We start from the raw sequence: 26,414 nt of genomic DNA on the forward strand, positions 1-26,414 counted from the left end.
GGGCGACGGGGTGTCCTGATCGCCCGCCGTGGGCGGGGTCTCCGGCTCCTCCGGCGGCTGTCCGGGCGGTCGCCCCCGCCGGGCGATCGGCCGTGGGGACCCCGGCGGCCGGCCCCCCGCCCCCCGCGCCCCCCGGGCCCGCCGTCCCCGGCCCGTCCGCCGGCACACCCACCGAGAAACCGCAGGAGCCTAAGGAGGCGGAGGAGGCTGCGCCCTCCGACCCGTCCGCTCCCGCCGCCACGGGCCCCAGGACACCGCCCGACGAGATCGCCCCGGCCACCGGGACCTTCACGAAGGAGCAGAAGGAGTACCTGGCCGACCGGGTGCCCAAGGGCATGGACCCGGCCGCCGTGCTCGAGACCGGCCAGGAGACCTGCGACAAGCTCCGCTATCTGGTGAAGGCCGACCGGGACACCGCCGTCGGCGCCATCGCCACCGACGAGATCCCGGACGCCGCGGACGCCGTCGCCGGGCTCTGCCCCCAGCACCAGGACCTGGTGGACGAGGCGGCGTACGCCTACCCCGACGGCGCCCACACCGGGAAGAAGCTCCGGCCGGGCGTGTACCGCTCGGCCTCGCCCACCGCGGACTGCTCCTGGCAGATCACCGGGGCCGGGGGCAAGGAGCTGAGCCGGGGCTCTTCCGGCACCGGGAAGTCCCGGAAGATCACCATCCCCGATTCCGCTCGCACATTCACCTCCACAGGCTGCTACGCCTGGCTGCCCGAAGGAGCCAAGGGATGACCGCAGGTACGCCGAAACTCCCGATAGCCGTGGCGATCCCCACGAAGAACGAGGGGCTGAACATCGCGGAGGCGGTGAAATCGGTGCTCGGCCACTTCGAGGCCGTCGTCGTGGTGGACTCCCACAGCACCGATGACACCGTCAAGATCGCCGAGGAGTGCGGGGCCGAGGTGGTCACGTACACCTGGGACGGGGGCCACCCGCGCAAGAAGCAGTGGTGCCTGGAGAACGTCCGCACCGATCTGGACTGGATCCTGCTCCTGGACGGCGACGAGCGGCTCAGCCCCGGGCTGCTGGCCGAGCTCCGGGAGACCTTCCGGAACCCGGCGGCGCCGAAGCCGGCGGCGTACGACATTCCGCTCGGTTACTGGTTCTCCGGGAAGCGGCTGCGGCACGGATACACCATCCGCAAGCGGTCGTTGACCGACCGCACCCGCTCCTTCTACCCCGAGGTCGGGGACCTGGACGCCCCGGGCATCGGGGAGGTCGAGGGGCACTACCAGCCGGTCGCGGCGACGGTGGGCACACTCACCCACCCCATCGAGCACCAGGACCTCGACCCGGTGACCGCCTGGTTCGAGCGGCACAACCGCTACTCGGACTGGGAGGCCTGGCTGGAGCACCACCCCCATGTGAAGGAGCAGGTGCGCCAGGTCAAGTCGCGCCAGGGGCAGTTGTTCCACAAGGCGCCGTTCAAGCCGGTGGTGTCCTTCGCCTACATGTACCTCTACCGGCGGGGCTTCCTGGACGGCCGGGCGGGCTTCGACTTCGCCCTGGCGATGAGCTTCTACCGCTGGCAGATCGCGCTCAAGTCCCGTGAGAAGCCGCTGCGCTGACCCGCCCGCCGGTCACCCTCGCCTCCGGCGGACCACGTCCTCGTAGGTCCGCCGGAGGGTGGCGGTGACGGCCTCGATGGTGAACTGCTCGTTCACCAGCTCCCAGGCGGCCTTGCCCGCCTGCTCGGCGGCCTCCGGCTCCAGCAGCTCCAGGATCGCGTCGGCGACCTTGCGGGCGTTGGCCGCGTCCTCGCCGACCCGGCTGTCGATGACCCGGCCCGAGCCCGCCGCCGCCACATCGGGGGCCTGCCCGCAGGTGCGGGTGATGACGACCGGGGTGCCGACCGACATCGCCTCCAGCACCGAGACCGGGAACGGCTCCTCGATCGCGGGCAGCACGTACACATCCGCCTCACGGTCGGCGGCCAGGACCTCGTCGTGCTCCAACGGCCCCACGTGGTCGAGCGATGCGGCCACCCCCAGCTTCCGGGCCAGCGCGAGGGTGCCGGACAGCGCGCCGGTGTCGGGCCCGGCCAGCACGAAGCGGGCGTCCGGGTGGCGGGCGAGGACGTGCGGCATCGCGGCGACGAAATCCTCGGGCCGCTTGCGCTCCTGGATCCGGGCCAGATACAGCACGGTGGGCGGGCGGCCGGGTTCCCGAGCGGGCTTGCGCTCCTGCGGGCGGACCCCGTTGACCAGCCGTACGGTGCGGGTGAGCGGGACGGGGGCGGCGACGGCGTTCACGTCGAGCCGCTCCATCTCGGTCAGGTGCAGGACGGCGTCCGCCTCCCGCAGCACCTTGCGCACCCCGAGGAGGTCGGTGAGCTGGGCGACCTTCTTCTCGGTGGGGTCGATCATGCCGTGGGTCTGGACGACCAGCGGCGTCCGGGTCGCGAGCGCGAGGAGCGCCGCGGGCAGGGTCACCAGGTCCCGCATCAGATGGACGTGGACGAGGTCGGCGCCGCGCATCATGCGCCGGGCGGTGCGCAGCAGCCCGGCGGAGGTGATGCCGCTGACCTCGAACATCGGCAGGAGGTGCCGCGCCTGGAAGAGGTGGACCGGAACTCCCTCCACCCGGCTGGGCAGTTCGCCGTCGGGGAAGCCGTCGCCGAGGGCCATGACGCGGGCGTCGTCGCCGTGCGCCCGCTGGACCCTGGAGAGGTTGAACGCCACCCGGGTCGGACCGCCGAAGGCGTGATCCGGAGTGTGGAGCGTGACGACGTGCAGGATTTTCACCAGAGTTCCCCTCGACTATGGCCACGTGTTCACAGCGTAGTCATCGGTCCCCCTCAAGTGGGCTGATTCGTTAGAGTGTTCAGCGGTTCACTGATCCCGGGGGGGCGCATGACGTCGGTGCACACGGCGGCGCGCACGCAGGCCCGGGGGCCCGCATCCGAGGCGCCCGAGCGGCCGATCGTCTGGTCGATGCTGTCGCGGGCGGTGTCCGTGCCGCTCATCCTGGGGCTGGTCTGCTTCCTGCCCGCGGTGATCGCCGCCCAGCCCGGCACCGGGGTGCGGGACACCGCGTACTGGCTCCAGTTGGTGCTGACCTGCTATGCGGGAGCCCGGCTGGCGACCATGATCCTCTCCACCCGGCGGCGGCTGCTCCAGGGCGTCTTCTGGATGTTCGTGTACATCGCGATGGGCGTGGCGCCCTTCGCCCAGGTGGTGATCGGGCAGACGCCGACGCCGATGGTGGGACCGCGCCAGGACCTGGTCACGGCCATCGCGATGGTCCTGGTGGGGTGTGCCGCCTACGACCTGGGGGCGCTGCTGGCCTCGCGGCGCCCGCTGCGCCGCCGTACCCCCTCGGCGCGGGCCCCGGGCGGAGGGCCCGCCGTGGCGCACCCGGTGCGGCTGCGGCTGCTGGTGCTGCTGGCGTTCGCCGCGAGCGCGTTCTATGTGCTGAAGCTGGGCGGCCCCGCGGTCTTCTTCTCCAGTCGTCAGGAGATCAACGAGACGGTCGCGGCGAGCGGCGTTGCCGCGGAGGGTTCCAACGTGGGCTCGGCGTTCGTCAAGGGCTTCGGCCAGGTCCCGGCGCTGCTGGCGCTGCTCTTCTACACCCGCCGGCTGGCGACCTCCTACCGGGCCCGGCGCCGACCCTCGACGGTGCTGGTGTGGGTGGCGCTGGCGGGGCTGAACCTCCTGGTGAACAATCCGATCTCCAACGCCCGTTACTGGTTCCTGACGGTGGTGGTGGCGTTCGTGTTCGCCGCGTTCCCGAGCAGCGCGGCGGTCTACCGGACGGTGCTGACGACGGGAGTGGTGGGGGCGCTGGTGCTGTTCCCGTACGCGGACAAGTTCCGGTACGAGGAGGGAGGGCAGCGGGCCGTGCAGTCGGCCTCGGTCTTCGATCCGCTGGTGACCAAGGACTACGACCAGATGGTGATGTTCGCCAACACCATCTCGTGGGTCGACACCCGCGGCCACACCTACGGCCGCCAACTGACGGGCTCGGCGCTGTTCTTCGTGCCGCGCGCGGTGTGGAGCGGGAAGCCGGAGGACACCGGGGTCCGGGTCGGGCAGTGGATGGGCCTGCGGATGACCAACCTCTCGGCCCCTCTGTGGACCGAGTTCTGGGTCGACTTCGGCGCGACCGGCATGATGGGCGGCCTCGCGGTGATCGGCTACGCGTCGGCCCGCACCGACCGCCGCTACGCACTGGCCGTCACCCGGGCGGGGCCCGGCCCCGGGAGTGTGCTGGCCATCGCCGCTCCGCTGATCGCCGGGTACACCTTCATCCTGCTGCGCGGCCCGCTCCTCCAGGCGGCGGGGAAGCTGGCCATCGCCGCGCTGTGTCTGCTGGCGATAGCCACGTTCAGGGAGCGGCGGAGAGAGCGCCGGCGCTGACGCCCTCGCCGGCGGCCCGGGTACGGCGGCGCAGCCGGGCCACCCTGACCCACGTGGCGGCGGCCTTGCAGAGCGATCCCAGGAACAGCCCCCAGGCGGCGCCCGGGACGCCCCCGACGACGTAACCGCCCGCGAGGAAGGCCACGGCGGTGAGCGAGAAGACGACCTGGATGGCGAGCGTGGTGCGCGGGTCGAGCATGCGCAGGGCGAGCAGTCCGCAGGTGCCGACGGCCATCGCCGCGTACTGGCTGCCTGTGGCGGGGAGCAGGGCGGCGGCCGTGGGCCAGGTGTCGCCGAGCAGTTCGCGTCCGGCGCGCTCGGGCAGCAGAGCGAGCACGGTGGCCCAGAGCGCGGCGGTCGCCGCGAGGACGGCGGCGAGCGCGGCGGTGGCCCGGATCCGGCGGCGCTCGTCGCCGATGCGGGCGAGCAGCGGAGGGCCGAAGGACGTGGCGGAGGTGTAGAGCACGTTGAGCGGCCCGAACAGGGTGGTCGCCCCGCGCAGCGCCCCGACCAGGAGGGGGTTGCCGACCGCGCCGAGGCCGAGGACGGACAGCTGGCCGGTCGCGTTGCCGACGCCGAACTCGACGGTGAAGCGCTGCCCGAGGTGGCCGCGCCGCAGCAGCGGGCGCAGCCGCAGCGGGGACCCGGCGGTGGCGCGGTGGAGGAGGGCGGCGGACAGCAGGAGCGCGGGCAGGGCGGACAGGCCCCAGACGGCGATCAGGCGGGCCGGGGACGCCCCGTGGTCCTGCACGGAGAGCGCCCCGAGCACACAGCCGAGCCGCAGCAGGTCGCCGGTCAGGGCGAGATGGGGCTGCTGGAGGGTGGAGAAGGCGTACCGTACGGCGTCCTGCCCCAGCACCACCGGCAGGACGAGGCCCAACACCAGGAGGGCTCCTGCGGTGTCGCCGGGGAGGAGGACGCAGACGGCCGCGAGCAGCCCGCCGAGCACGGCGGCGGCGAGCACCGTGAAGGTCACGGCGGACCGGCAGGCGCCCCGGGTCTCCTCCCCCGGGCCGCGCTTGAGGACGAGGGGCTGCCCGGTGTACGCGCCCGAGACGCCGAGGAGCACGGTGAAGACCAGGTAGACCGCGGAGAAGCGGGCGAAGTCGGCGAGCGTGGAGAGCCGGGCGGCGGCAAGAAGCACCAGGATGTTGGTGAGCGCCGCCACGCCCTGGTCCGCGACCGAGCAGAGGACGGCGGTGCGGGCTCTCACCGGCGGGCGGCCGGCAGGGTGAAGGAGCGCAGGCCGAGGGTCTCGGTGGGATCGCCGGTGATCTCGGGAGCGTCCGGCTCGGCGGCGGAGGTGGGCCCGCCGCCACCGCCCCGGCGTCGGGTCGGCTTCGCCCGTCGCTCGGCGCGGCGCAACCGACCCCGGGCGGGGTGGAGCAGGGCGCCGAGGACGGAGCCGCCGGAGGCGCCGATGATCTCGCGGATGCGTTCCAGGTCGCTGCGGTGCACCTCGCGCGGGTCGCAAACGATCATGACGCCCGCCACCCGGTCGACGAGGGCGACCGCGTCCGCGTAGGACAGGACGGGCGGGGCGAGGACGATGACGACGTTGCCGCTCCGGTCGGCCTCGGCGACGATGCGGCCGACGGGCGGGGAGGTCAGGGCGCGCGGGACGTTGTCGACGGTGGTCCCGGGGATCAGGGCGAAGGCCCCGGAGCCGGGCACGTCCACATTGGTGCGGCCGCCGCCTGGCCAGCTGCCGTCGCCCTCCTCGGCGGCCCAGCGCGGCGGGCGCACCTCGTGGCCGGCGGAGCCGATGTCGCGGGCGAGGGAGGGGGTGCGCAGGTCGGCCTCGACGAGCAGGACGTCGCGGCCCATCTCGGCGAAGGCGGCGGCCAGGTTGGCGGCAGCGGCGGCGGCTGCCGCGCTGTCGCCGCGCGGGGCGGTGACCAGCAGGCGGCGGCTCTCGGCGAACGACGGGTCGTAGGCGAGCCGGAAGGCGACGGCGCGGTACTCCTCCGCCAGCCGGGAGCTTCCCCGGCCGATGGCGAGCAGACTGCCCGCGGCGCGTTCCCGGGGCAGGGTGCCGAGCAGGGGTGCGCCGAGCGACTGGACGAGCTCGCGGGAGGAGCGTACGGCCGGGTCGAAGACGAGGCGCACCCAGGAGAGCAGCAGCCCCAGCGCGAGGCCGACGACGCCGCCGAGACCGAGGAGCAGGGGCAGTCCCGGGCCGGTGGGCGCGGTGGGGGCGACGGGCTTCTTGTTGAGGTAGCCGGGGGTGGTGTCCAGGGCCCCCAGCTCGGAGATCTTCCGGCTCAGCTCGGAGATGGAGACGATGATGTTGGCGCGGGCGCTGGTGACGTCGTCGGCCGCTCCGACTCCGGCCTGTTCCTCCAGCTGGTCGCGTTTCTCCTCCAGCGGCTTCAGCTGGGCGCGGTAGCCGCCCGCCATGTTCTCGATGCTCTCCTCGGTGCGCGCCTTGCGGTGGGCCAGATAGGCCTCGGCGAGGGCTTCGGCGCGGGCCCGGGACCGCTCGGGGGTGGCGCCGGTGTAGGAGAACCGCAGGGTGAGGGTGTTGGGCGGGTTGGTGACCTGGAGTCCGGCGAGGAGCTTGCGGGCGGTGACGTCGTCGCCCTCCTTGAGGAGGGTGCCCGCGGCCAGGGTGCCCACGGTGTCGCTGATCGCGGTCTGGCGTTCGGAGCCGATGTTGATGCCCTTGTCGGCGGTGGATCCGGCGGCGAAGGGGTCGGAGATCGCGGAGCGGACGAGCACCTCGCCGGTGGCGGTGTACGTGTCCTCGCCGCCGAGCGCGAGGTAGCCGCCGCCGAGCAGGCCGACGACCACGCCGACGGCCAGCAGCGATCGGTAGCGCAGGAGTTGGCGGAACTGGTCGCGCAGGAGCGCGGGCTCGTCGTGGTCGTCCAGGGCGCGGTGCTGTGGCGTCATCGGCGGGGGCTCCCTTGCGCGTCCGGCAGGACCTCGGCGAGCAGGTCGTCGAAGCGGGCGAGGCCCGCCTCGCGGCTCAGATGACGGGCCACGTACCGCGGCCCCTCGGCGCCGAGCACGTCGGCGGCGGCCGGGTCGGCGGTCAGTTTCCGCAGCGCTTCGAGGAGGGCGGGCGGGTCCTCGGGAGCGACGAGGACTCCGGCGCCCGAGCGGCGGACCTCGTCGGCGGTGCCGCCCTCGTCGGCGACGGAGGCGATCACGGGACGTGAGGAGGTGAAGTAGGAGGTGAGTTTGGAGGGGACGCTCATGTCGAGGACCGAGGCGCGCTGGGTGACCGCGAGGGCGTCGGCGGCGGCGAGGACGTCGGTGAACTCCTCGGCTCCCGCGGGCTCCAGGAACTCCACGTTGGCCAGCCCCTCGGCGCGGGCGCGCAGGGCGTCGCGCTGGTTGCCGTCGCCCATCAGGACGACACGGACGTCGGGGGCGAGGCGGGCGGTGTCGATGAGCACCTCCAGGCCCTGCTTGAGGCCCATGTTGCCGGAGTGCAGGAGGACCGGGGTGGACTCGGGCCAGCCGAGCCGGGCCCGGGTCGCGGCCCGGTCGGCGGTGGGCCCCTGCACATGGGTCCAGTTGGGGACGAGGCGGATGCGCCCGGGGTCCACCCCGAGGGCGGTGACGCCGGGGACGAAGCTCTCGTGGATGACGCCGACGAGGGCGGCCCCGCGCAGCGCGTACCGCTCGGCGGCCGCGGCAACGGCGGCGGCCCGGCCCCCGCCCCGGATGCCGCTCTGCGCGGCGGCGGCGCCCATCAGGTCCTGGACGACGGGGAGATACGGCACGCGATGGCGTCGGGCGAGGCGCGCTCCGATGACCCCGCCGGCGAGGCTGGGCATCTGGGAGATCACGACGTCGGGGCGGCCGGGCGGCGGTGCGATCAGTCCGGTGACGAGCACGCTGGCCTCGAACGCCGCACGCCTTACAGCCGTCTGACGAGGCGGCACATAGTGGCGGCGACGGTGCACGCCGACGCCGCCGATTATCTCCACCGTCCGCCATACGCCCCGGTAGCTCTCCTCCAGTCGCCAGGAGGGATAGTGCGGCATGCCGGTGAGCGCCCGGACGCGGGCGCCGGACGCGGCCCAGTGCTGCGCCAGTTGGGCGGCGTACGGGCCTATGCCCGTGAGTTCCGGAGCGTAGTTGGTCGAGACCACCAGAAGCCGGCGGTCCCGGATCGGACCGGGCCTTGCAGCATCGGACATCGGACGATCGCCTTCCCCCCACGACAGCCGCTGTCCCCACCGAGGAACAGCCCCCATCGAGCTTATCCGTTCACGGCTTGCACAAGTGTTCTTCACAGTAAGGTCGTTGGAACATCACCGGATCACGTTCACCGTGGGGGGAGAGATACGGATGGTGCAGCACAGGGTGGGTTACGCACCCGGGGTGTACGACCTGTTCCACGTCGGGCACCTCAACATCCTGCGGCACGCCCGCAGTCAGTGCGACTACCTGGTCGCCGGAGTCGTGTCGGACGAGATGGCCGCCCTCGCCAAGGGCCATACGCCGATGATCCCGCTCCGCGAACGACTGGAGATCGTCCGCAGCGTGCGCTTCGTGGACGCCGCGTTCGTGGAGACCGTCCCGGACAAGGTCGAGACCTGGCAGCAGGTCCGGTTCGACGTGATCTTCAAGGGCGACGACTGGCGGGGCACGGAGAAGGGGGTGAAGCTGGAGCGCGACTTCGCCGAAGTGGGCGTGGAGGTCGTCTACTTCCCGTACACCGTGCACACGTCCAGCACCCAGTTGCGCCGGGCGCTGGACGTGCTCGTCAGCCGGCCCGGAGCGCTTTCAGCTCCCTGAACCACTTGGCGAGGAAGGCCGCCAGGAACAGCGTGTGCACGACCGCCAGCACGGCGTACCCGGCGCGGAAGGCCCCGGGTGCGCCGAGCAGCAGGAACACCAGGCAGAACACCCCGTAGTCGGCGGGCAGCAGGGCCACGGCCCGCACCTGCGACACCGGTGCCGGCGCCGCCGCCCACGACGGACCCAGGGCACTGGCCGCCGCCTTGCCGAGGTGTTCGCGCAGCAGCCCCGCGCAGAAGGTCACCACGGCGGCCAGCTGAAAGCCCAGCGGCAGCAACAGCCATGCTTGTGAGGGAAGTTCGCCGAAGCGGTAGAAGGAGATCAGGACCGCGGTGTGGACGAGCAGCAGCTTCCCGCAGTCCACGACGTGGTCCAGCCATTCCCCGTCGGGGCCTCCCCGGCCGGTGAGCCGGGCGAGCTGCCCGTCGGCGGAGTCGAAGGCGAAACCGACCGCCAAGGCCGCCCAGACCAGGACGGCGAGCGTCCAGGACGGCTCGACGAGCGCGACCGATGCCACCGCACCATAGGTGAACAACGCACTGGTCAACGTGACTTGATTGGGCGTCATGCCCGCCCGGTAGGCCCCGGCCGCGAGCACACGACCGGCCGGCCGGTTCACGTACCGCGAGTAGAGCGAGACGCCCTTGGCGCTCTTCTGTGCGCCGCGCAATTCGCGCAGCACCGTGCCCGTGCTTCCCATACGCCCCCCAGCGTCCGGCCCTGCCCGCATCATGGCACGCGGGCCCGCGGCCGTGGGGTGTTTGGATCTCCTTACCTCCGGGGTAATCGACGCCGCCCGGCCCCCGGGGCCAAGGTGGGTGCATCGCCCCGGACCGCCGGGACGCCTACGGAGAGGGCCTGCCATGACCGCGTACGACGAGACCGTTCAGCGCTACTTCGCCGCCTGGAACACCACCGGGGCCGAGGAGCGGGCGAAGGCGGTAGAAGCCGCGTTCACCGACGACGCCCGCTACACCGACCCGCTGGCCGACGTGAGCGGGCACGAGGGGCTCGCGGCCCTGATCGGCGGCGTGCACGAGCAGTTCCCCGGCTTCCGGTTCACGCTCACCGGGACGCCGGACGGGCACCACGACCTGGTCCGGTTCTCCTGGGAGCTGGTCTCCTCGGCGGACGGCTCAGCCCCGGTGGCCGGGTTCGACGTGGCCCGGCTGGCCGAGGACGGCCGGATCAGCTCGGTCAGCGGGTTCCTGGACCGCGTGCCGGCCGCCTGAACGCGCCTCGCGCCAGCGTCACTTCTCCTCGGTGAGCTGCTCGTCGAGTTCGTCGAAGAGCAGCTCGCCGTGGTCGACCTGGCCGGTGCGGTACGCGGAGCGGGCCACCAGGTGCGAGGCGACCGGTCCCGTGAGCATCTGGAAGAAGGCGATGAGGGCGAGGGTGGCGAGGTCCATGCCGCTGCGCAGCCGCAGTGCGACCCCGGCCAGCACCAGGATCATCCCGAGGGTCTGCGGCTTGGTGGCGGCGTGGCTGCGGGAGAGGACGTCGGGCAGCCGGATCATGCCGATCACCCCGAGCAGACAGATCGCGGCGCCGATGAGGAGCAGGACGGCGCCGGCCGTGTCGACGATCTGGAGCCAGACGTTCACCGCGGGTCCTCCTGGGAGTCGCCGGGGTGCGCGGGGCTCGGCGGATTGCGGGGCCGGTCGCGCACGGCGATGAAGCGGGCGATTCCCACCGAGCCGGTGAACCCGAGGAACGCCAGCACCAGCATGATCGGGAAGTAGAAGGGGTCCCGGGCGAAGGCCGATTTCGCGGCGAGACCGGCGATGATCAGGGCGGCGCAGACGTCCAGCGAGATCGCCCGGTCCAGCATGGAGGGACCGCGCCAGATCCGGGCCAGCAGCAAGGCCCCGGCGATGAGGATCAGGACGACGGCGCAGGTCAGCAGGGTGTGGTCGACCTGTTCGGGTGCGGTCATGGTGCGGGCCTCCCGGCGGCGAGCTGGGGCGGTGGCGGGGGTTCGGCGACCCGGGCGATCTCGTCGGGGGTGCCGAAGGCCCGTACGGTCAGTTCTTCCACGCGCCACACCTGGCGCCGGGCGGCTTCGAGCTCTTCGGGCCGGTCCGCGTCCAGGACGTGCACGAAGACGGTGGCGGTGGCCCGGCGCACCTCGATGATGGATCCGCCGGGCACGTTGGAGACGGCGACGGCGGTGGCGGCGAGCATCAGGTCGCTGCGGCAGCGCAGGGGGACGCCGATCACGGCGGCCCGGTGCGGCAGGCCGAAGAAGATCTGCCGGGTGACCTTCACGGCCGAGGTGTACATGTCGTAGAAGAGATAGCCGGCCAGGCACAGGATGCCCCAGGGGTGGAGCCGGAGTCCGAGGTCGACCCGGGGCAGCGGGAAGGCGAGGCAGACGGCGACCGAGACGACCAGGCCGGTCAGGACGTTGGCCCAGGTGAGGGTGGACCAGAGCAGCACCCAGATGACGGTGAGCCAGGCGATCAGCGGGAGGTCGATCACCCGACGGCGGCGGGTGCCGAACTCAAAGCTCAGCGGCGGCAGATCGGCGTTGCGGAACGAGAAGTGCGGGACGCGTTTCACCGGCCCAGCACCTCCTGGATGTAGGGGGTCCGCTGGAGGAGTTCGGCGGCCGTGCGGTCGGTGTAGGCGGTGAGCGGGTCGGCGAAGACGGTGAAGGCGAGGCCGATCGCGATGGTGGCGGCGGTGGCCGCGACCATGGGGTGGGGCAGCCGGCTGGTGGTGGTGACGGCCCGTCCGTGCAGCGTCGCGGCGGCGGCCTGACCGGCGGGCGGGGGCGCCGACACGATGCCCTCGTCGCCGGTGCCGGGGATGTGGTCGGGTCCCGCGTCGCTGTCGTCGTCGCTGTCGTCGCCGGACTCCAGGACCGTACCGGCGGCGGCCAGGCCGGGCGGGGCCGCGCGCCAGAAGGCGAGGTTCCAGACCTTGGCGACCACGTACAGCGTGAGCAGGCTGGTGGCCGCCGAGCCGACGACCAGGACCCAGGCCCAGCCGCTGCCGTCGGCGACGCCCGCGCGCATCAGCCCGAGCTTGCCGATGAAGCCGGACAGCGGGGGGATCCCGGCGAGGTTCATCGCGGGGACGAAGAAGAGCAGGGCGAGCATCGGGGCGGCCCGGGCGAGGCCGCCGAGCCGGGTCAGCTCCGTGGTGCCGCCCCGGCGTTCGATGAGCCCGGCGACGAGGAACAGCGTCGTCTGGACGGTGATGTGGTGGGCGACGTACACGATGGCCCCGCCGTACGCCTCGCGGGTGGCGAGGCCGATCCCGAAGACCATGTAGCCGATGTGGCTGATCAGGGTGAAGGAGAGCAGCCGCTTGAGGTCGGTCTGCGCGACCGCGCCGAGGATGCCGATGACCATTGAGGCCAGCGCGATCGCCATCAGCAGGTTCCCGATGCGGTTGCCGGGGAAGAGCAGCGTCTCGGTGCGCAGCATGCAGTAGACGCCGACCTTGGTGAGCAGTCCGGCGAAGACGGCGGTCACGGGGGCCGGGGCGGTCGGGTAGGAGTCGGGGAGCCAGGCGGCGAGCGGGAAGACGGCGGCCTTGATCGCGAAGACGGTCAGCAGCAGTGCCTGGATCAGGGTCTGTACGCCGATGGGCAGTTCGGCCAGCCGCACGGCGAGCTGGCCGAAGTTCGCGGTGCCGGTGGCCGCGTACGTCATGGCGATGGCGGTGAGGAAGAGCATCGAGGAGAACAGCGAGATGATCACGTAGGTGGAGCCCGCCCGCATGCGGGGTCCGGTGCCGCCGAGGGTGAGCAGGACGAAGCTGGCGACGAGCATGATCTCGAAGCCGACGTAGAGGTTGACGAGGTCGCCCGCGAGGAAGGTGCAGGAGACCCCGGCGACGAGGATCAGATAGGCGGGGTGGAAGACGGCCAGCGGGGTCTCCTTGTCCCGGTCGGTCATGCCCTGGCCGAGGGAGTAGACGAGCACGCAGAGCGTGATGGCCGAGGAGACCGTGAGCATCAGCCCGGACAGCCGGTCGGCGACCAGCGTGATGCCGAGCGGCGGGGCGAAGTCGCCGAGGTGGACGGAGAGCGGGCCCTGCCGGTCGGCGGCGACCATGAGGATCACCGAGAGCGCGAGCACGGCGGAGAGCACGGCGACGCTGATGAAGCGCTGGAAGCGCCCCAGGCGGGTGCCGAAGGCGAGGCTGAGGCCGGTGGCGCACAACGGCAGCAGTACCGGCAGCGGGACGAGCGCGTTCATCCGTCGGCTCCTCGGTCGCGGGGGTAGCGGTCGTCCGCCTTGGCGTCGCCGTCGCGGGCGTAGTCCTCCGGGTCCGCGCCGAGCACGTCGTTCCAGAGGTTGCCGGAGGCGTCGCGGCCCCGGGCCTGGCGGGCCCGGTCGGCGCGGAGCCGGTCGCGGAGCCGGCGGCGCTCATCCCGGTAGCGTTCGCGCTCGTCCGCGGTGGGCTCGGCTCCCGAGCGAAACTCCTCGCGCAACTGGGCACGTTCGGAGAGCACTTCGGCGCGCAGCACGATGCGCCGGTCCTCCAGGTCGTCGTGGACCTCGTCGGTGCCGGTGATCTGGTGGCTGCGGTAGGCCATGGCCAGCAGGAACGCGGTGGTGGCCAGGGTGATGACGATGGCGGTCAGCGCGATGGCCTGCGGCAGCGGGTCGGTGACCCGGCTCAGGGACACCCCGTACAGCAGCGGTGCGGCGCCCGCGCGGCCGGTCGAGGAGAGCACCAGCAGGTTGATGCCGTTGCCGAGGATGACGGCGCCGAGCAGGATGCGGGTCAGCGGGCGGGTGAGCATGAGGATGCCGCCCACGGCGCAGAGCACGACGGCGGTGGCGATGAGCGAGGCGCTGACGATCACCGTTGGAGACCTCCCGCCTCGGGCCGGGCTCCGGGGGTGAGGACGCCCGCCGCCCGTTCGATCTGCCGGTCGACCTTGGCGCCGAGGGCCCGCACGATGTCCAGGACGACGCCGAGGACGAGCAGGTAGACGCCGAAGTCGAAGAGGACCGACGTACTCAGGTGGTAGGTGCCGAAGACCGGCAGATGGCCGTAGTACGTGAAGGCGTGCAGGACGGTGCCTTCCAGAAGTCCGATGAGGCCCACCCCGGTGGAGATGAACAGCCCGAGGCCGGTGAAGAGTCCGGGTTGCAGGGGGGCCGCCTCGGCGAGTTCGAACCGGCCGCCCGCCAGGTAGCGGGTGATCAGGGCGACCCCGGCGACGAGTCCGGCGACGAACCCGCCTCCGGGCAGGGACTCCGCGCAGAACAGCAGATAGACCGAGAGCACCAGGATCGGGTGGAACAGCAGCCGGGCCACCACTTCGAAGACGATCGAGCGGTGTTCGGGGGCGAGGGTGGCCCCGGCGGCGAGCCAGCTGCGTTCGGGGGCCACGTCGTCGCCCTGCGGCAGCCGGGAGGAGTGGTGGGCGGACAGCGACCAGGCGGTGCGGCCCTGCAACTCCTCCTGGGTCATGGAGCCTTCGCTGCGGCGGTGCAGGTAGATGAGGCTGGTGACACCGATCGCGGCGGCGGCGAGCACGGCGGACTCCCCCATCGTGTCCCAGGCGCGCAGGTCGACGAGGATGGTCGCCACGACGTCCTTGAGCCCGTGCTCGGCGACTTCCTGGACCATGGCGGTGCCGGCCGGTTCGGCGGTGCGCGCGGCGGCGGCGACCCACATCCCGACGCCGACGGTGGCGGCCGCCGCGAGCGCCACGGGGATGCGGGCGGCGCGCCGCCAGGTGCTCACGGTCTCCTGGAAGTGGACGGGCATCCGGCGCAGCACCAGCACGAAGACGATCATCGCGACGGTCTCGACGCAGAACTGGGTGAGCGCCAGGTCGGGCGCTCCCTGGACGACGAAGAGCAGCGCGGTGCCGTAGCCGGTCAGACCCGCCAGGACCACGGCCTTCATGCGCCGCCGCACCGTCAGGCACAGCAGGGCGGCGGCACAGGTCAGGGCGGCGACGGCGCCCTGGAGCGGGTTGTCCCAGAGCCGGGGGCGCACGGCCCCGTCCCAGGGGGTGTCGACCATGAGGACGGCGAGCTGTCCGCCGAGCATGACGAGCAGCGTGGTGGCGAGGTACACGGAGAGGGAGCCGCGCTGGATGAAGCCGGTGACCTGGAGGGCGAGACGTTCCTGCCCGAGCAGCAGATGGCCGAAGACGCTGTCGGCGGTGGGCCAGGCGATCCGCCGGGAGAGCCGGGTGACGTGCGCGCGGCCGAGGAAGAGCACGGTGCCCGCCGCCCAGGCGACGGCCGACAGGAGCAGGGCGAGGCCGAATCCGTGCCAGAGAGCGAGGTGGTACGGGTCCGGGACGGCCGGGAACAGGTCGGCGTACGCGTTCGGCAGCCGGTCGGTCCAGCTGACGGCGGGGCCGAGGACCAGTCCGAGCACGGCGAGCAGGGCGGGCGGGGCGAGGAAGGCCGGGCCCACGCGGTGGACGGGGGTGTCGGGGACGCCGGGCTTGCGGAGGAACGCGCCCCAGAAGAACCGCAGGGTGTAGGCGGTGGTCAACGCGGAGCCCGCGACCACGACGGCCAGCGCCCACCGGTCGGCGGTGGATCCGTGCAGCAGCGCCGCGAAGGCCGCCTCCTTCGCGGCGAAGCCGAGCAGGGGCGGCAGGGCGGCCATGGAGGCGGCGGACAGCGCCGCGACCCCGGCGACATACGGCAGCGAACGTCCGACACCGGAGAGTTTACGCAGGTCACGGGTGCCGGCCGCGTGGTCGACGATGCCGGTGACGAGGAACAGCGGGGCCTTGAAGAGGGCGTGGGCGAGGATCATGGCGAAGGCGGCGAGCGCGGCGTCGTGGTTGCCGGTCCCGGCGAGCAGGACGAGGAAGCCGAGCTGGCTGACGGTCCCGTAGGCGAGGACGAGTTTGAGGTCGTTCAGGCGCAGCGCCCGCCAGCCGCCGAGCAGCATGGTCGCGCCGCCGAGGACGAGGACGACGGGTTTCCAGACGGGGACGTCGGCGAAGGCGGGGGCGAGCCGGGCGACCAGGTAGACCCCGGCCTTGACCATCGCGGCGGCGTGCAGGTAGGCGCTGACGGGGGTGGGGGCGGCCATGGCGTTCGGCAGCCACATGGAGAACGGCCAGATCGCGGACTTCGACAGGGCCCCGCCGAGGACGAGAACGACCGCGATGGACACGGCGAGGGTCGCCTCGGGCGGGTCGGCGACGATCGCGGAGATCCGGTAGGTGCCGGCGGCCTGACCGATGATCAGGAAGCCGACGAGCATGGCGAGCCCGCCGAGCGTGGTGACGACGAGGGCCTGGAGGGCGGAGCGGCGGCTGTGCCGGTGTTCGCTGCCGTGGCCGATCAGCAGGTAGGAGAAGACCGTGGTCAGCTCCCAGAACACGTAGAGCGTGATCAGGTCGTCGGCGAGGACGAGGGCGAGCATCGCGCCGGCGAAGGCGAGGAGGTTCCCGGCGAAGCGCCCCAGTTGCGGGGTGTCGTCGGTGAAGTAGGAGGCGCAGTAGAGCAGGACGAGCGCGCCGACCCCTGCGGCGAGCAGGACCATCAGCTCGGCCAGCGCGTCCAGCCGCAGGTCCAGGGCGACGCCGTAGTCCGGGATCCACGGCCAGGTCCAGGTGTCCGCGCCGCCGGACGCGGCGGTGTTCCAGCGGGTGAAGGCCCAGACGGTGGCGGCCGCCGGGGGCAGCGCCAGCACGACGAAGGCCCGTCGGCCGAGCCGGTGCACCAGCGGGCCCGCGCAGGCCGCCAGCGCGAAGTGGGCGACGATGAGCGCGATCACAGCGGAGCGTCCGGGTCGGGCGACGGGGCATCCGAAATAAAGAGCACTAAATACAGATATATCCCCCGAAGCGATTCACCCGTCCGGCGCGCCGCGCACCTCCCGGGCCGCTGCGTTCGGGGCCGTGGGGCGCCGCCGCCTCAGCCGTGTCCGGCGCAGGGGCCGCTGTGGTCGCAGTACGGGGTGTTGCCGGTGGCGCCGCAGCCGCAGAGCATCACCCGGGTCTCGTGGCGGGGGCCGTACGGGGTGGCGACTTCGAGATCGCCGCGCAGGTGCAGCACGCCGTCGGTGTGGAGTGACACATGCGTGGGGACGTCGGGGACCTCGTCCGGCATGCCGTCGGTGCGGTGGTACTGGAGGGCGCCGCTCGGGCAGCGGTGGATGACGTCGGCGACCTCGTCGGCGGGGGCGTTGCCGGGCTGGACCCACGGGCGGCGGCCGACGTCGAAGACGGCGGGGAGCCCGCGCACGCATTCGGCGGCGTGCAGACAGCGGTGGGCGTCGAAGCCGACGACGATGCCCTCGCCGTCGTAGGACTTGGCGGCGGGGCGCGGGGGCGGTTGGCTGTTCACCGCTGACTCTCCCGGGTCGGCTCGGCATCCGGACCCCTTCAGCCTCGCCCCGGCTCCGTCCCGCCGCTACTCGGGCGGGGCGGTGGGAGGCGAGGATGCCCCGGGAGCGCCCCTCCACGGATCGGGGCCGGAACCCGTCCGTTCACGGCAGGACCGCGACCGCGTCTCACGGCAGGACCGCGACCCCGTCGATCTCGACCATGGCCTGCTCGTCCCAGAGCCGGGCCACCCCGATGACGGCCATCGCCGGGTAGTCGCGCCCCGCGAGCCTGCGCCAGATCCGGCCCAGCTCGGGGGCGTGGGAGCGGTAGTCGGCGACGTCGGTGGCGTAGACGGTGACCCGGGCGAGGTCGGCGGGGGCGCCGCCGGCCGCGTGGAGCGCGGTGAGCAGATTGCCCAGCGCCAGGGCGAACTGCTCGGGCAGGGTGGCCCCGACGACCTTGCCCGCCGGGTCGAGCGCGGTCTGCCCGGCGAGGAAGACCAGGTGCCCGCCGGTGGCGACGACGGCGTGGCTGAAGCCGGTGGGCGGGGAGAGTTCGGCCGGGTTGATCCGGTGGGACGGACTCATGCGGGCGGCTCCTGGGTCGGGCCCACGGATTGCGTGGATTCCACGGGCTCCTGGGCGGCGGGAGGCTCGGCGAGTGGCTCGGGTCGCCGCGCGGCGTTCGCGTACAGCTCCTTGGCGATGATCGTGCGCTGCACCTCGCTCGCGCCCTCGTAGATCCGCGGCGCGCGGACCTCCCGGTAGAGGTGTTCGAGCAGATGCCCCCGGCGCAGGGCGCGGGCGCCGTGCAACTGGACGGCGGCGTCGACGACGTACTGCGCGGTCTCGGTGGCGTACAGCTTGGCCATCGCCGCGCGGCGCGGCACCCCGCTCTCCCCCGCGTCGTACGCCGCTGCCGCCGCGTACACCAGCAGGCGGGCGGCCTCGGTGCGGGTGGCCATCTCGGCGACCTGGTGCGAGACGGCCTGGAGGTCGCTGAGCGGGCCGCCGAACGCGGTGCGGTGGGCGGTGTGCTCCAGCGTCGCGTCGAGGGCGGCGCGGGCCATCCCGGCGGCGAAGGCGCCGACGCTGGGCCGGAAGAGGTTGAGGGTGTTCATCGCGACCCGGAAGCCCCGGTCGGGCTCGCCGAGCACGTCGTCGGCGGTGACCGGTACGCCGTCGAACTCCAGGGTGCCGATGGGGTGCGGGGAGAGCATGTCGAGGGCGGAACCGGTGAGCCCCGGGCGGTCGGACGGGACCAGGAACGCGGTGATGCCCCGGGATCCCGCGCCGGGGGTCGTCCGGGCGAAGACGACGGCGAAATCGGCCTCGGGGGCGTTGGAGATCCAGCACTTCTCGCCGGTGAGCGCCCAGCCGGCCCGGGTGTGCTCGGCGGCCAGGCTCAGGGCCGCCGCGTCGGAGCCCGCCCCCGGCTCGCTCAGCGCGAACGCGGCGACGGCCCGCCCGGCCCGCACCTCGGGAAGCCAGCGTTCGCGGTGGGCGGGAGTGCCCGCCTGGACGACGGGGGTGGTGCCGAGGCCCTGGAGGGCGAGCGCGGTCTCGGCCTCCGTGCAGCCCCGGGCCAGGGACTCGCGCAGCAGGCACAGGTCCAGCGCCCCGGAGCCCAGCATCCGGCCGAGGAGTCCCAGCTCGCCGAGGGCCGCCAGCAGAGGCCGGTTGACGCGCCCGGGCTCCCCCTTCTCCGCCAGCGGGCGCAGCTCCCGTTCGGCGAGGGTGCGCAGCTCCTCGCACCAGGCGGTCTGTTCCGGTTCGAGGGAGAATGCCGTCATGGCGGCGCCTCTCTTGTCGCGTCTCTGCCGTATCGCGTCTCTGTCGTGGCGCGTCACTGGCTCTTACCGCGTCACTGGTCCTGCCGCGTCACTGTCTTATCGCGGACCGTTGACTACCGTCACCCAAACGATACGCTCCAGAGGCGACAAGGGGGCGATCCTTGATGGAGCCGAATTCCTCGCCGAACACGCCCGCAGCCGCCGCCGACGCGTCCGTACGCGTCCGCGGCGCGCATCACGAGCCGTCCGGGCGTGCCACCGGCGCCCACGTCGACACCTTCACGCGCGACCATCTCCCGCCACCCGACCAGTGGCCGGAACTCCTCCTGGAGGACCCGGCGCCGCACTACCCCGACCGGCTGAACTGCGGACACGAACTGCTGGACCGCACGGTCGAGGAAAGGGGCGCCGGCCGGCCGGCACTGCGCTCCGGCGACGGCGTCGTCTGGAGCTACGGCGAGCTGCGGGAGACCGTGGACCGCATCGCCCACGTGCTGACCCAGGACCTGGGCGTCGTCCCGGGCAACCGGGTGCTGCTGCGCGGGCCGACCACGCCCTGGCTGGCCGCCTGCTGGCTCGCCGTCATGAAGGCGGGCGCGGTCGCCGTCACCGTACTGGCGCAGGCGCGCGCGACGGAGCTGGCCACCATCTGCTCGCTGGCGCGGATCGGCCACGCCCTGTGCGACGCCCGGTCCGCGGAGGACCTGACGAAGGCGGACGTGGCCGGGCTGCGGATCACCCTGTTCGGCGGGGACGGCCCCGAGGACCTCACCCGGCTGGCCCAGGGCCGGTCCGGTCCGTACCGGGCGGTGGACACGGCCGCCGACGAGGTCGCGCTCATCGCGTTCACCTCGGGGACCACCGGGCGCCCCAAGGGCTGTATGCACTTCCACCGGGACCTCCTGGCCATCGCCGACACCTTCTCTCGGCACGTACTGCGCCCCTCGGCCGACGACGTGTTCGCGGGCAGCCCGCCGCTGGGCTTCACGTTCGGCCTGGGCGGGCTGCTGGTCTTCCCGCTGCGGGCCGGGGCCTCGACGCTGTTGCTGGAGCAGGCGGGCCCGCAGCACCTGCTGCCCGCCCTGGTCCGGCACCGGGTCTCGGTCCTGTTCACGGCGCCGACGGCCTACCGCACGATGCTCGGGCAGTTGGACGGCCACGACCTGTCGGCGCTGCGGCGCTGTGTGTCGGCCGGGGAGAACCTGCCCGCGGCGACCTGGCAGGCCTGGTACGAGGCGACGGGGCTGCGCATCATCAACGGCATCGGGGCCACCGAACTGCTGCACATCTTCATCTCCGCGGCCGACGACGCGATCCGGCCGGGCCTGACCGGAGTGCCTGTGCCGGGCTGGCAGGCCCGGGTGGTGGACGAGCGAGGGGACGAGCTGCCCGACGGCGAGGCGGGCCTGCTCGCCGTGCGCGGCCCGGTCGGCTGCCGGTATCTCACCGACCCCCGGCAGACGGAGTACGTCCGGCACGGCTGGAACATGACCGGCGACACCTTCGTCCGCGAGCCGGACGGCTACTTCCGTTACGTGGCCCGCGCCGACGACATGATCATCTCCTCCGGGTACAACATCGCGGGCCCCGAGGTGGAGGACGCCCTGCTGCGCCATCCGGAGGTGGCGGAGGCGGCCGTGGTGGGCCGGGCGGACGAGCTGCGCGGCGAGGTCGTGGTGGCGCACGTGGTGCTGCGCGAGGGCTCGGAGCAGACGGCGGACTCGCTGCGCGCCCACATGAAGGCGAGCCTGGCCCCGCACAAGTGCCCGCGCGTCTTCGTCTTCCCCACCTCGCTCCCCCGCACCGCGACCGGCAAACTCCAGCGGTTCCTGCTCCGGGAAGACACCCCCTAGAGTGATCACGTGGCCGAGTTGCGCACCCCCCGCTCCCTGATCATCACGCTCTACGGCGCGTACGGCCGTCCGGCGGACGGCGCGCCGTTCGCGGTGTCGGAGCTGATCCGCCTGCTGCACGCCGTGGGCGTCGACGCCCCCTCCGTGCGCTCCTGCGTCTCACGGCTCAAACGGCGCGGGCTGCTGGTGGCCGCCCGGGCCGGGGACGGCTCGGCGGGGTACGCGCTGTCGCCGGACGCCCGGCAACTGCTGGACGACGGGGACCGGCGGATCTACCGGCGGGCCGGACCGCGGCTCGCCGACGGCTGGGTCCTCGCGGTGTTCACCGTGCCCGAGGCGGAGCGCAGCAAGCGCCACCTCCTGCGCTCCCGGCTGGCCCGCCTCGGCTTCGGCACAGCCGCGCCGGGGGTGTGGATCGCGCCGGCCGGGCTGTACGAGGAGACCCGGCACACCCTGGAACGGCTCGAACTCGCCCCGTACGTCGACCTGTTCCGCGGCGAGCACCTCGGCTTCGCCGCCACCCGCGAGGCGGTGGCCCGCTGGTGGGACCTGGACACGGTGGCGCGCCTGCACCACGACTTCCTGGAACTGCACGAGCCGGTGCTGCGCGACTGGGAGTCGTCCGGGGACACCGGCGAAGGACCCCGCCCGCAGACCGCCTACCGGGACTATCTGCTGGCGCTGGACTCGTGGCGGCAACTTCCGTACGCGGACCCGGGTCTCCCGCCGGAGCTGCTGCCCGGGGACTGGCCGGGCGGGCGGTCGGCGGAAGTGTTCGGCCGGCTGCACGAGCGGCTGCGGGACGCCGGGGAGCGGTTCGTGCGGGGGTGATCCCCGTACGGGGGGGGGAAATCCGGGTACCCCGGGGCCCCGCCCACCGGCAGGATGAGGCATGACCTGGACCTTCACCGACGACGTCGACGTGTTCCTCGCCACGGCCGGCCCGTCGCTCGCCGCGCGGCCCGTGGAGCACACGGTGGCGCTGAGCGTCACCGAGCGGCTGAGGCGTTCCGGCGCGCATCACTACGGGGCGGGCGATCCGGTGCTCGGCTGGTGGCGCGGGGCGGACGGGGCGGTCGCCGGGACCGTGGTGCGTACTCCGCCTCATGTGGCGCTGCTGACCGCCGTGCCCGCGGAGGCGGTGGGACCGCTGGTGGAGGCCCTGGGGGCGGGGCCGGACCTCGACGGCGTCAACGCGGACCGGGACACCGCGGCGCAGCTGGCGGCCCTGCTGCCGGGCTACCGGACCGAGCAGGAGCAGCGGCTGTACCGGCTGGGCAGGCTGCGGCCGCCCTCCCCCGCGCCGGCGGGCCGGGCCAGGACGGCGACGCGAGCGGACCGGGCGCTGCTGGTGGAGTGGGTGCGGGGGTTCGCCGCCGCGACCGGGCAGTCCAAGTCCTCGGCCGGGTGGCTGGTGGACGAGGGCACGGGGCGCGGGGCGCTCACCCTCTGGGAGCGCGGCGGGGCGCCGGTGGCCCTGGCGGGGCGCACCCGGATGTTGGCGGGCACGGTGCGGGTGACGTTGGTGTACACCCCGCCGGAGCTGCGTGGCCGGGGGTACGCGGCCGCCGTGACGGCCGAGGCCTCGCGGGCCGCCCAGGCTGAGGCCCCGGCGGAGGTGCTGCTCTTCACAGACCTGGCCAACCCGACGAGCAACGGCGTCTATCTGCGCATCGGTTACGAGCCGGTCGCGGACCGGGTGCAGATGAGGAGGGGCGCGTGACGGCGGAGCGGGAGGGCTCGGCGGAGCCCGTGGCGCCGGAGCCTGTGCTCCCGGAGCCGCTGTGGCTCGTCGCCGCGAACGTGGTGCGGTGGCGGCGGTACGGGGACGGCGGACAGGAGCTGCGGCCGGGGACCAAGGCGTACCGGGGCGGGGCGAAGGTGTACGTCGTCGACACCCACCCGGGCATGGGGCACGAGCAGGTGACCACCATCGGGCGGGCCCGCATCGGCCGTTGGATCACCGTCGACACGGGCTCGCGCCATCTGCACAGCTTCCGGGCCGAGCAGGTGCACGCACCGGCTGTGCTGCGGCGGGCCGAAGCGATCGCGGTGCGCCCACAGTCCCGGGAGGAGGCCGAGGAGCTGGCCGGACTGCTGGAGCGGCTCGCCGCCCGGTACCGCGAGACCCACCACGGCGCGCCGCACCCCACGCCGTGCCAGTGCCACACGTGTCTGGTCACCCCAGCGTGAGCCGGGGTTTCGGGGCGTCGGTGCGGCCGGTGGGCGGGGTGCGGCTGCCCGCGCCGTACGGGAGGGGCCAGGGCGCGCCGGGGCCGGTGTAGCCCTGTTCGGCCGCCGCGTGGAGGGTCCAGTGCGGGTCGTACAGGTGGGGGCGGGCCAGGGCGCAGAGGTCGGCGCGGCCCGCCAGGAGCAGGGAGTTGACGTCGTCCCAGGAGGAGATCGCGCCGACCGCGATGACGGGGACGTCCACGGTGTTGCGGATCCGGTCGGCGTACGGGGTCTGGTAGGAGCGGCCGTACTCGGGGCGCTCCTCGGGGACGACCTGGCCGGTGGAGACGTCGATGGCGTCGGCCCCGTGCTCGGCGAAGGCGCGGGCGATCGTGACGGCGTCCTCGGAGTCGGTGCCGCCCTCGGCCCAGTCGGTGGCGGAGATCCGCACGGTCATCGGCCGTTCCCTGGGCCACACTTCGCGTACGGCGTCGAAGACTTCCAGGGGGAAGCGGAGCCGCCCCTCAATCGATCCGCCGTAGGCGTCGGTGCGGTGGTTGGTGAGCGGGGAGAGGAAGCCGGAAAGCAAGTAGCCGTGGGCGCAGTGGAGTTCGAGGAGGTCGAAGCCGGAGTCGGCAGCGCGCCGGGCCGCCTCCACGAACTGCTCGCGTACGGCGTCCAGTCCGGCCCGGTCCAGCTGTGCCGGGACCTGGCTGACGCCCTGCTCGTACGGGAGCGGGGAGGCGGCCGTCAGCGGCCAGTTGCCGCTGTCCAGGGGCTGGTCGATGCCCTCCCACATCAGTTTCGTGGAGCCCTTGCGGCCGGAGTGGCCGAGCTGGACGCCGATGGCCGCGCCGGGGGCGGAAGTGTGGACGAAGTCGGTGATCCGCCGCCAGGCGGAGGCCTGTTCGTCGCTCCACAGGCCCGTGCAGCCGGGAGTGATACGGCCCTCGGGGCTGACGCAGACCATCTCGGTCATGGTGAGTCCGGCGCCGCCGAGCGCGCGGGCCCCGAGGTGGACGAGGTGGAAGTCGCCGGGGAGTCCGTCGGTGGCGGAGTACATGTCCATGGGCGAGACGACGACGCGGTTGCGCAGTTCGAGGCCGCGCAGGCGCAGCGGGGTGAACATCGGCGGGGTGCCGGGCGGGCAGCCGAACTCCTCCTCGACGGCGGCGGTGAACGAGACGTCGCGCAGCCGGAGGTTGTCGTGGGTGACCCGGCGGCTTCGGGTGAGCAGGTTGAACGCGAAGCGGCGTGGCGGCTGGTCGACGTAGGTGGCCAGTTCCTCGAACCAGCGGAGGCTGGCCGCCGCGGCGCGCTGGGTGGAGGCGACGACCGGGCGGCGCTCGGCCTCGTACGCGGCCAGCGCCGTCGGCAGGTCGGGCTGCTCCTCGGTACAGGCCGCCAGCGCCAGGGCGTCCTCGACGGCGAGCTTGGTGCCGGAGCCGATGGAGAAGTGGGCGGTGTGGGCCGCGTCGCCGATGAGCACGGTGTTGCCGTGCGACCAGCGGGAGTTGGTGACGGTGCGGAAGGCGAGCCAGGAAGAGCGGTTGCCGCGCAGCGGGCGGCCGTCCAGGGCCTCGGTGAAGAACTTGGCGCAGCGGGCGGTGGATTCGGCCGCGTCACAGGTGTCGAGCCCGGCGGCGCGCCACACCCCCTCGCGCATCTCGACGATGACGGTGGAGGCGTCCGCCGCGTAGGGATAGCCGTGCAACTGCATGACCCCGTAGGGGGTTTCGGCGATATCGAAACGGAAGGCGTCGAGCGCGAAGTCGGCGGCGAGCCAGATGTAGCGGTTGCGGTGTTCGGTGACGCTCGGGCCGAAGGCGTCGGCGTGCGCGGCGCGGGTGGCGCTGTGCACCCCGTCGGCGGCGATGACCAGGTCGTGGTGGGCGGCCAGCTCCGTGGCGGGCGGGGCCGGGGCGCGGAAGCGGAGCTCCACGCCGAGGCCGGCGCAGCGCTCGTGCAGGATCTCCAGGAGCCGGCGGCGGCCGAGGGCGGCGAAGCCGTGGCCGCCGGAGGTGTGGGTGCGGCCGCGGTGGGCGATGTCGATGGTGTCCCAGCGGACGAATTCGCGGCTCAGGGCGCGGTACACCTCGGGGTCGGCGTGCTCGATGCCGCCGAGGGTCTCGTCGGAGAGGACGACGCCGAAGCCGAAGGTGTCGTCGGGGGCGTTGCGCTCGAAGACGGTGACCTCGCGGTCCGGGCCGAGCCGCTTGAGGAGCGCCGCGGCGTAGAGCCCGCCGGGGCCGCCGCCGATGACCGCGACGCGCCGCACGGGGTCGGTGCCGCGAGCCACGGCTACCGCCCCTGCCACTTCGGCGGCCGCTTCTCGGTGAAGGCGGCGTGGAACTCGGCGTAGTCCTCGCCGTGCATCAGGAGTGCCTGGGTGTTGGCGTCCAGCTCGACGGAGGCGGCCAGCGGCATGTCCAGTTCGGCGGTGAGCAGGGCCTTGGTCTGGGCGAGGGCGAGGGCGGGGCCGTCGGCGAGGCGGCGGGCCAGCTCGGCGGCGCGCTCGTCGGCCCTCCCCTCCTCGGCCAGCTCGCTGATCAGCCCGATCCGCTCCGCCTCGGGGGCGCGGACGGCGTCCCCGAGCATCAGGAGCCGGGTGGCGTGGCCGAGGCCGACGACCCGGGGCAGCAGGTAGGCCGCGCCCATGTCGCCGCCGGAGAGCCCGACCCGGGTGAAGAGGAAGGCGAAGCGGGCCGAGGGGTCGGCGACCCGGAAGTCCGCGGCGAGGGCCAGCACGGCTCCGGCGCCCGCCGCGACGCCGTGGACGGCCGCGACGACGGGGAAGGGGCACTCACGCAGGGCCCGGACGACCTGTCCGGTCATCCGGTTGAAGTCGAGGAGCTGTGCGGTGTCCATGGCCAGGGTGGCGCCGATGATCTCGTCGACGTCGCCGCCGGAGCAGAAGCCGCGTCCCTCACCGGCGAGGACGAGGGCGCGGACGGAGCGTTCCCGGGAGAGCTCGGCGAGGAGGTCGCGCAGATCCGCGTAGGCGCCGAAGGTGAGCGCGTTGAGTTTCTCGGGGCGGGAGAGTGTGATGGTGGCCACACCGTCGTCCCGGGTCAGCCGGAGATGACGCCATTCCTCGGTGCTCGGGGCCGAGCTGGGAAACGGGCTCATGGAGGGGTCCCCTTCAGCGATCGGGCTGGTGCCGGCCGTGCGCGGGTCGCGTTCCGCCTCCGA

The 26,414-nt window shown here is 73.3% G+C and carries 25 protein-coding genes; 9 read left to right on the forward strand and 16 right to left on the reverse strand.

Annotated elements, in window-relative coordinates:
* Positions 1 to 92: 92 nt before the first annotated feature.
* Positions 93 to 743, forward strand: a complete 651-nt coding sequence (locus tag ACFWRV_RS11345) for a hypothetical protein (RefSeq protein ID WP_384331765.1) — start codon at positions 93 to 95, stop codon at positions 741 to 743.
* A complete protein-coding gene (locus ACFWRV_RS11350) occupies positions 740 to 1,579 on the forward strand; it encodes a glycosyltransferase family 2 protein (RefSeq protein ID WP_384331768.1) in 840 nt (279 codons plus the stop codon). The genes ACFWRV_RS11345 and ACFWRV_RS11350 overlap by 4 nt, the downstream gene beginning before the upstream one ends.
* Positions 1,580 to 1,591: 12 nt before the next feature.
* Here ACFWRV_RS11350 and ACFWRV_RS11355 read toward each other — a convergent pair whose 3' ends face one another.
* Complete coding sequence (locus tag ACFWRV_RS11355; RefSeq protein WP_384331771.1) at positions 1,592 to 2,755, reverse strand: glycosyltransferase; 1,164 nt, start codon at positions 2,753 to 2,755, stop codon at positions 1,592 to 1,594.
* 108 nt (positions 2,756 to 2,863) lie between these two features.
* On the opposite strand from ACFWRV_RS11355, the gene ACFWRV_RS11360 reads away from it, so the two are divergent.
* The gene (locus ACFWRV_RS11360) at positions 2,864 to 4,369 is read left to right on the forward strand and encodes a hypothetical protein (RefSeq protein ID WP_384331774.1); all 1,506 of its coding nucleotides are present in this window, start codon (positions 2,864 to 2,866) and stop codon (positions 4,367 to 4,369) included.
* On the opposite strand, the gene ACFWRV_RS11365 is transcribed toward ACFWRV_RS11360, so the two are convergent.
* From ACFWRV_RS11365 to ACFWRV_RS11375, 3 genes are read right to left on the reverse strand one after another with little or no spacing between them, the layout of a single operon-like run.
* Positions 4,338 to 5,582 (reverse strand): hypothetical protein, encoded by a 1,245-nt coding sequence (locus ACFWRV_RS11365; RefSeq protein WP_384331777.1) that lies wholly within the window; start codon positions 5,580 to 5,582, stop codon positions 4,338 to 4,340. The genes ACFWRV_RS11360 and ACFWRV_RS11365 overlap by 32 nt on opposite strands.
* Positions 5,579 to 7,264, reverse strand: a complete 1,686-nt coding sequence (locus tag ACFWRV_RS11370; protein WP_384331780.1) for a lipopolysaccharide biosynthesis protein — start codon at positions 7,262 to 7,264, stop codon at positions 5,579 to 5,581. Before ACFWRV_RS11370 ends, ACFWRV_RS11365 begins: the two co-directional genes overlap by 4 nt.
* Positions 7,261 to 8,523: a glycosyltransferase gene (locus ACFWRV_RS11375; protein WP_384331783.1), complete on the reverse strand. Its 1,263-nt coding sequence runs from the start codon at positions 8,521 to 8,523 to the stop codon at positions 7,261 to 7,263. Before ACFWRV_RS11375 ends, ACFWRV_RS11370 begins: the two co-directional genes overlap by 4 nt.
* 151 nt (positions 8,524 to 8,674) lie before the next feature.
* Here ACFWRV_RS11375 and ACFWRV_RS11380 point away from each other — a divergent pair, with 151 nt between their 5' ends.
* A complete protein-coding gene (locus ACFWRV_RS11380; protein ID WP_384331785.1) occupies positions 8,675 to 9,124 on the forward strand; it encodes an adenylyltransferase/cytidyltransferase family protein in 450 nt (149 codons plus the stop codon).
* Here ACFWRV_RS11380 and ACFWRV_RS11385 read toward each other — a convergent pair.
* Positions 9,093 to 9,827 (reverse strand): CDP-alcohol phosphatidyltransferase family protein, encoded by a 735-nt coding sequence (locus tag ACFWRV_RS11385; RefSeq protein WP_384331788.1) that lies wholly within the window; start codon positions 9,825 to 9,827, stop codon positions 9,093 to 9,095. The genes ACFWRV_RS11380 and ACFWRV_RS11385 overlap by 32 nt on opposite strands.
* Positions 9,828 to 9,990: 163 nt before the next feature.
* On the opposite strand from ACFWRV_RS11385, the gene ACFWRV_RS11390 reads away from it, so the two are divergent.
* Positions 9,991 to 10,359 (forward strand): nuclear transport factor 2 family protein, encoded by a 369-nt coding sequence (locus tag ACFWRV_RS11390; RefSeq protein WP_384331791.1) that lies wholly within the window; start codon positions 9,991 to 9,993, stop codon positions 10,357 to 10,359.
* An 18-nt stretch (positions 10,360 to 10,377) separates the two neighbouring features.
* Here the strand turns inward: ACFWRV_RS11390 and mnhG are convergent, their stop codons facing one another.
* From mnhG to ACFWRV_RS11435, 9 genes are all read right to left on the reverse strand, one after another.
* Entirely contained in the window at positions 10,378 to 10,731 is a 354-nt protein-coding gene (gene mnhG / locus ACFWRV_RS11395) for a monovalent cation/H(+) antiporter subunit G (protein ID WP_384331794.1), read from the reverse strand.
* On the reverse strand, positions 10,728 to 11,063 hold the full coding sequence (locus ACFWRV_RS11400; protein WP_384331798.1) for a monovalent cation/H+ antiporter complex subunit F: 336 nt from the start codon (positions 11,061 to 11,063) through the stop codon (positions 10,728 to 10,730). The genes mnhG and ACFWRV_RS11400 overlap by 4 nt, the downstream gene beginning before the upstream one ends.
* Positions 11,060 to 11,689, reverse strand: coding sequence for a Na+/H+ antiporter subunit E (locus ACFWRV_RS11405; RefSeq protein WP_384331801.1), 630 nt, complete (start codon positions 11,687 to 11,689; stop codon positions 11,060 to 11,062). The genes ACFWRV_RS11400 and ACFWRV_RS11405 overlap by 4 nt, the downstream gene beginning before the upstream one ends.
* Positions 11,686 to 13,338, reverse strand: coding sequence for a Na+/H+ antiporter subunit D (locus tag ACFWRV_RS11410; protein WP_384331804.1), 1,653 nt, complete (start codon positions 13,336 to 13,338; stop codon positions 11,686 to 11,688). The genes ACFWRV_RS11405 and ACFWRV_RS11410 overlap by 4 nt, the downstream gene beginning before the upstream one ends.
* Entirely contained in the window at positions 13,335 to 13,952 is a 618-nt protein-coding gene (locus ACFWRV_RS11415; RefSeq protein WP_384331807.1) for a Na(+)/H(+) antiporter subunit C, read from the reverse strand. Before ACFWRV_RS11415 ends, ACFWRV_RS11410 begins: the two co-directional genes overlap by 4 nt.
* Positions 13,949 to 16,852 carry a Na+/H+ antiporter subunit A gene (locus ACFWRV_RS11420; protein ID WP_384331810.1) on the reverse strand — a complete coding sequence of 968 codons (2,904 nt, stop codon included), beginning with the start codon at positions 16,850 to 16,852 and terminating at the stop codon, positions 13,949 to 13,951. The genes ACFWRV_RS11415 and ACFWRV_RS11420 overlap by 4 nt, the downstream gene beginning before the upstream one ends.
* Before the next feature lie 140 nt (positions 16,853 to 16,992).
* Positions 16,993 to 17,424, reverse strand: a complete 432-nt coding sequence (locus tag ACFWRV_RS11425) for a (4Fe-4S)-binding protein (RefSeq protein ID WP_384331813.1) — start codon at positions 17,422 to 17,424, stop codon at positions 16,993 to 16,995.
* Positions 17,425 to 17,590: 166 nt separating this feature from the next.
* Complete coding sequence (locus ACFWRV_RS11430; protein WP_384331816.1) at positions 17,591 to 17,992, reverse strand: RidA family protein; 402 nt, start codon at positions 17,990 to 17,992, stop codon at positions 17,591 to 17,593.
* Entirely contained in the window at positions 17,989 to 19,197 is a 1,209-nt protein-coding gene (locus ACFWRV_RS11435; RefSeq protein ID WP_384331819.1) for an acyl-CoA dehydrogenase family protein, read from the reverse strand. The genes ACFWRV_RS11430 and ACFWRV_RS11435 overlap by 4 nt, the downstream gene beginning before the upstream one ends.
* A gap of 164 nt (positions 19,198 to 19,361) precedes the next feature.
* On the opposite strand from ACFWRV_RS11435, the gene ACFWRV_RS11440 reads away from it, so the two are divergent.
* The 4 genes from ACFWRV_RS11440 to ACFWRV_RS11455 all read left to right on the forward strand — a co-directional run bounded on the left by ACFWRV_RS11440 (position 19,362) and on the right by ACFWRV_RS11455 (position 23,243).
* The gene (locus ACFWRV_RS11440) at positions 19,362 to 21,050 is read left to right on the forward strand and encodes an AMP-binding protein (protein ID WP_384331822.1); all 1,689 of its coding nucleotides are present in this window, start codon (positions 19,362 to 19,364) and stop codon (positions 21,048 to 21,050) included.
* A 9-nt stretch (positions 21,051 to 21,059) separates the two neighbouring features.
* The gene (locus tag ACFWRV_RS11445) at positions 21,060 to 21,881 is read left to right on the forward strand and encodes a PaaX family transcriptional regulator C-terminal domain-containing protein (RefSeq protein WP_384331825.1); all 822 of its coding nucleotides are present in this window, start codon (positions 21,060 to 21,062) and stop codon (positions 21,879 to 21,881) included.
* Between the two features lie 61 nt (positions 21,882 to 21,942).
* The gene (locus ACFWRV_RS11450) at positions 21,943 to 22,773 is read left to right on the forward strand and encodes a GNAT family N-acetyltransferase (RefSeq protein ID WP_384331828.1); all 831 of its coding nucleotides are present in this window, start codon (positions 21,943 to 21,945) and stop codon (positions 22,771 to 22,773) included.
* Positions 22,770 to 23,243 carry a hypothetical protein gene (locus ACFWRV_RS11455; protein ID WP_384331831.1) on the forward strand — a complete coding sequence of 158 codons (474 nt, stop codon included), beginning with the start codon at positions 22,770 to 22,772 and terminating at the stop codon, positions 23,241 to 23,243. The genes ACFWRV_RS11450 and ACFWRV_RS11455 overlap by 4 nt, the downstream gene beginning before the upstream one ends.
* Here ACFWRV_RS11455 and ACFWRV_RS11460 read toward each other — a convergent pair.
* Both ACFWRV_RS11460 and ACFWRV_RS11465 read right to left on the reverse strand, forming a co-directional pair.
* Complete coding sequence (locus ACFWRV_RS11460; protein WP_384331834.1) at positions 23,230 to 25,539, reverse strand: bifunctional salicylyl-CoA 5-hydroxylase/oxidoreductase; 2,310 nt, start codon at positions 25,537 to 25,539, stop codon at positions 23,230 to 23,232. The two genes, ACFWRV_RS11455 and ACFWRV_RS11460, sit on opposite strands and share 14 nt — an antisense overlap.
* Complete coding sequence (locus ACFWRV_RS11465; RefSeq protein ID WP_384331837.1) at positions 25,524 to 26,351, reverse strand: enoyl-CoA hydratase family protein; 828 nt, start codon at positions 26,349 to 26,351, stop codon at positions 25,524 to 25,526. The genes ACFWRV_RS11460 and ACFWRV_RS11465 overlap by 16 nt, the downstream gene beginning before the upstream one ends.
* Between the last annotated feature and the right edge of the window lie 63 nt (positions 26,352 to 26,414).

This window comes from Streptomyces sp. NPDC058576, from assembly GCF_042718715.1.
Classification (GTDB): domain Bacteria; phylum Actinomycetota; class Actinomycetes; order Streptomycetales; family Streptomycetaceae; genus Streptomyces.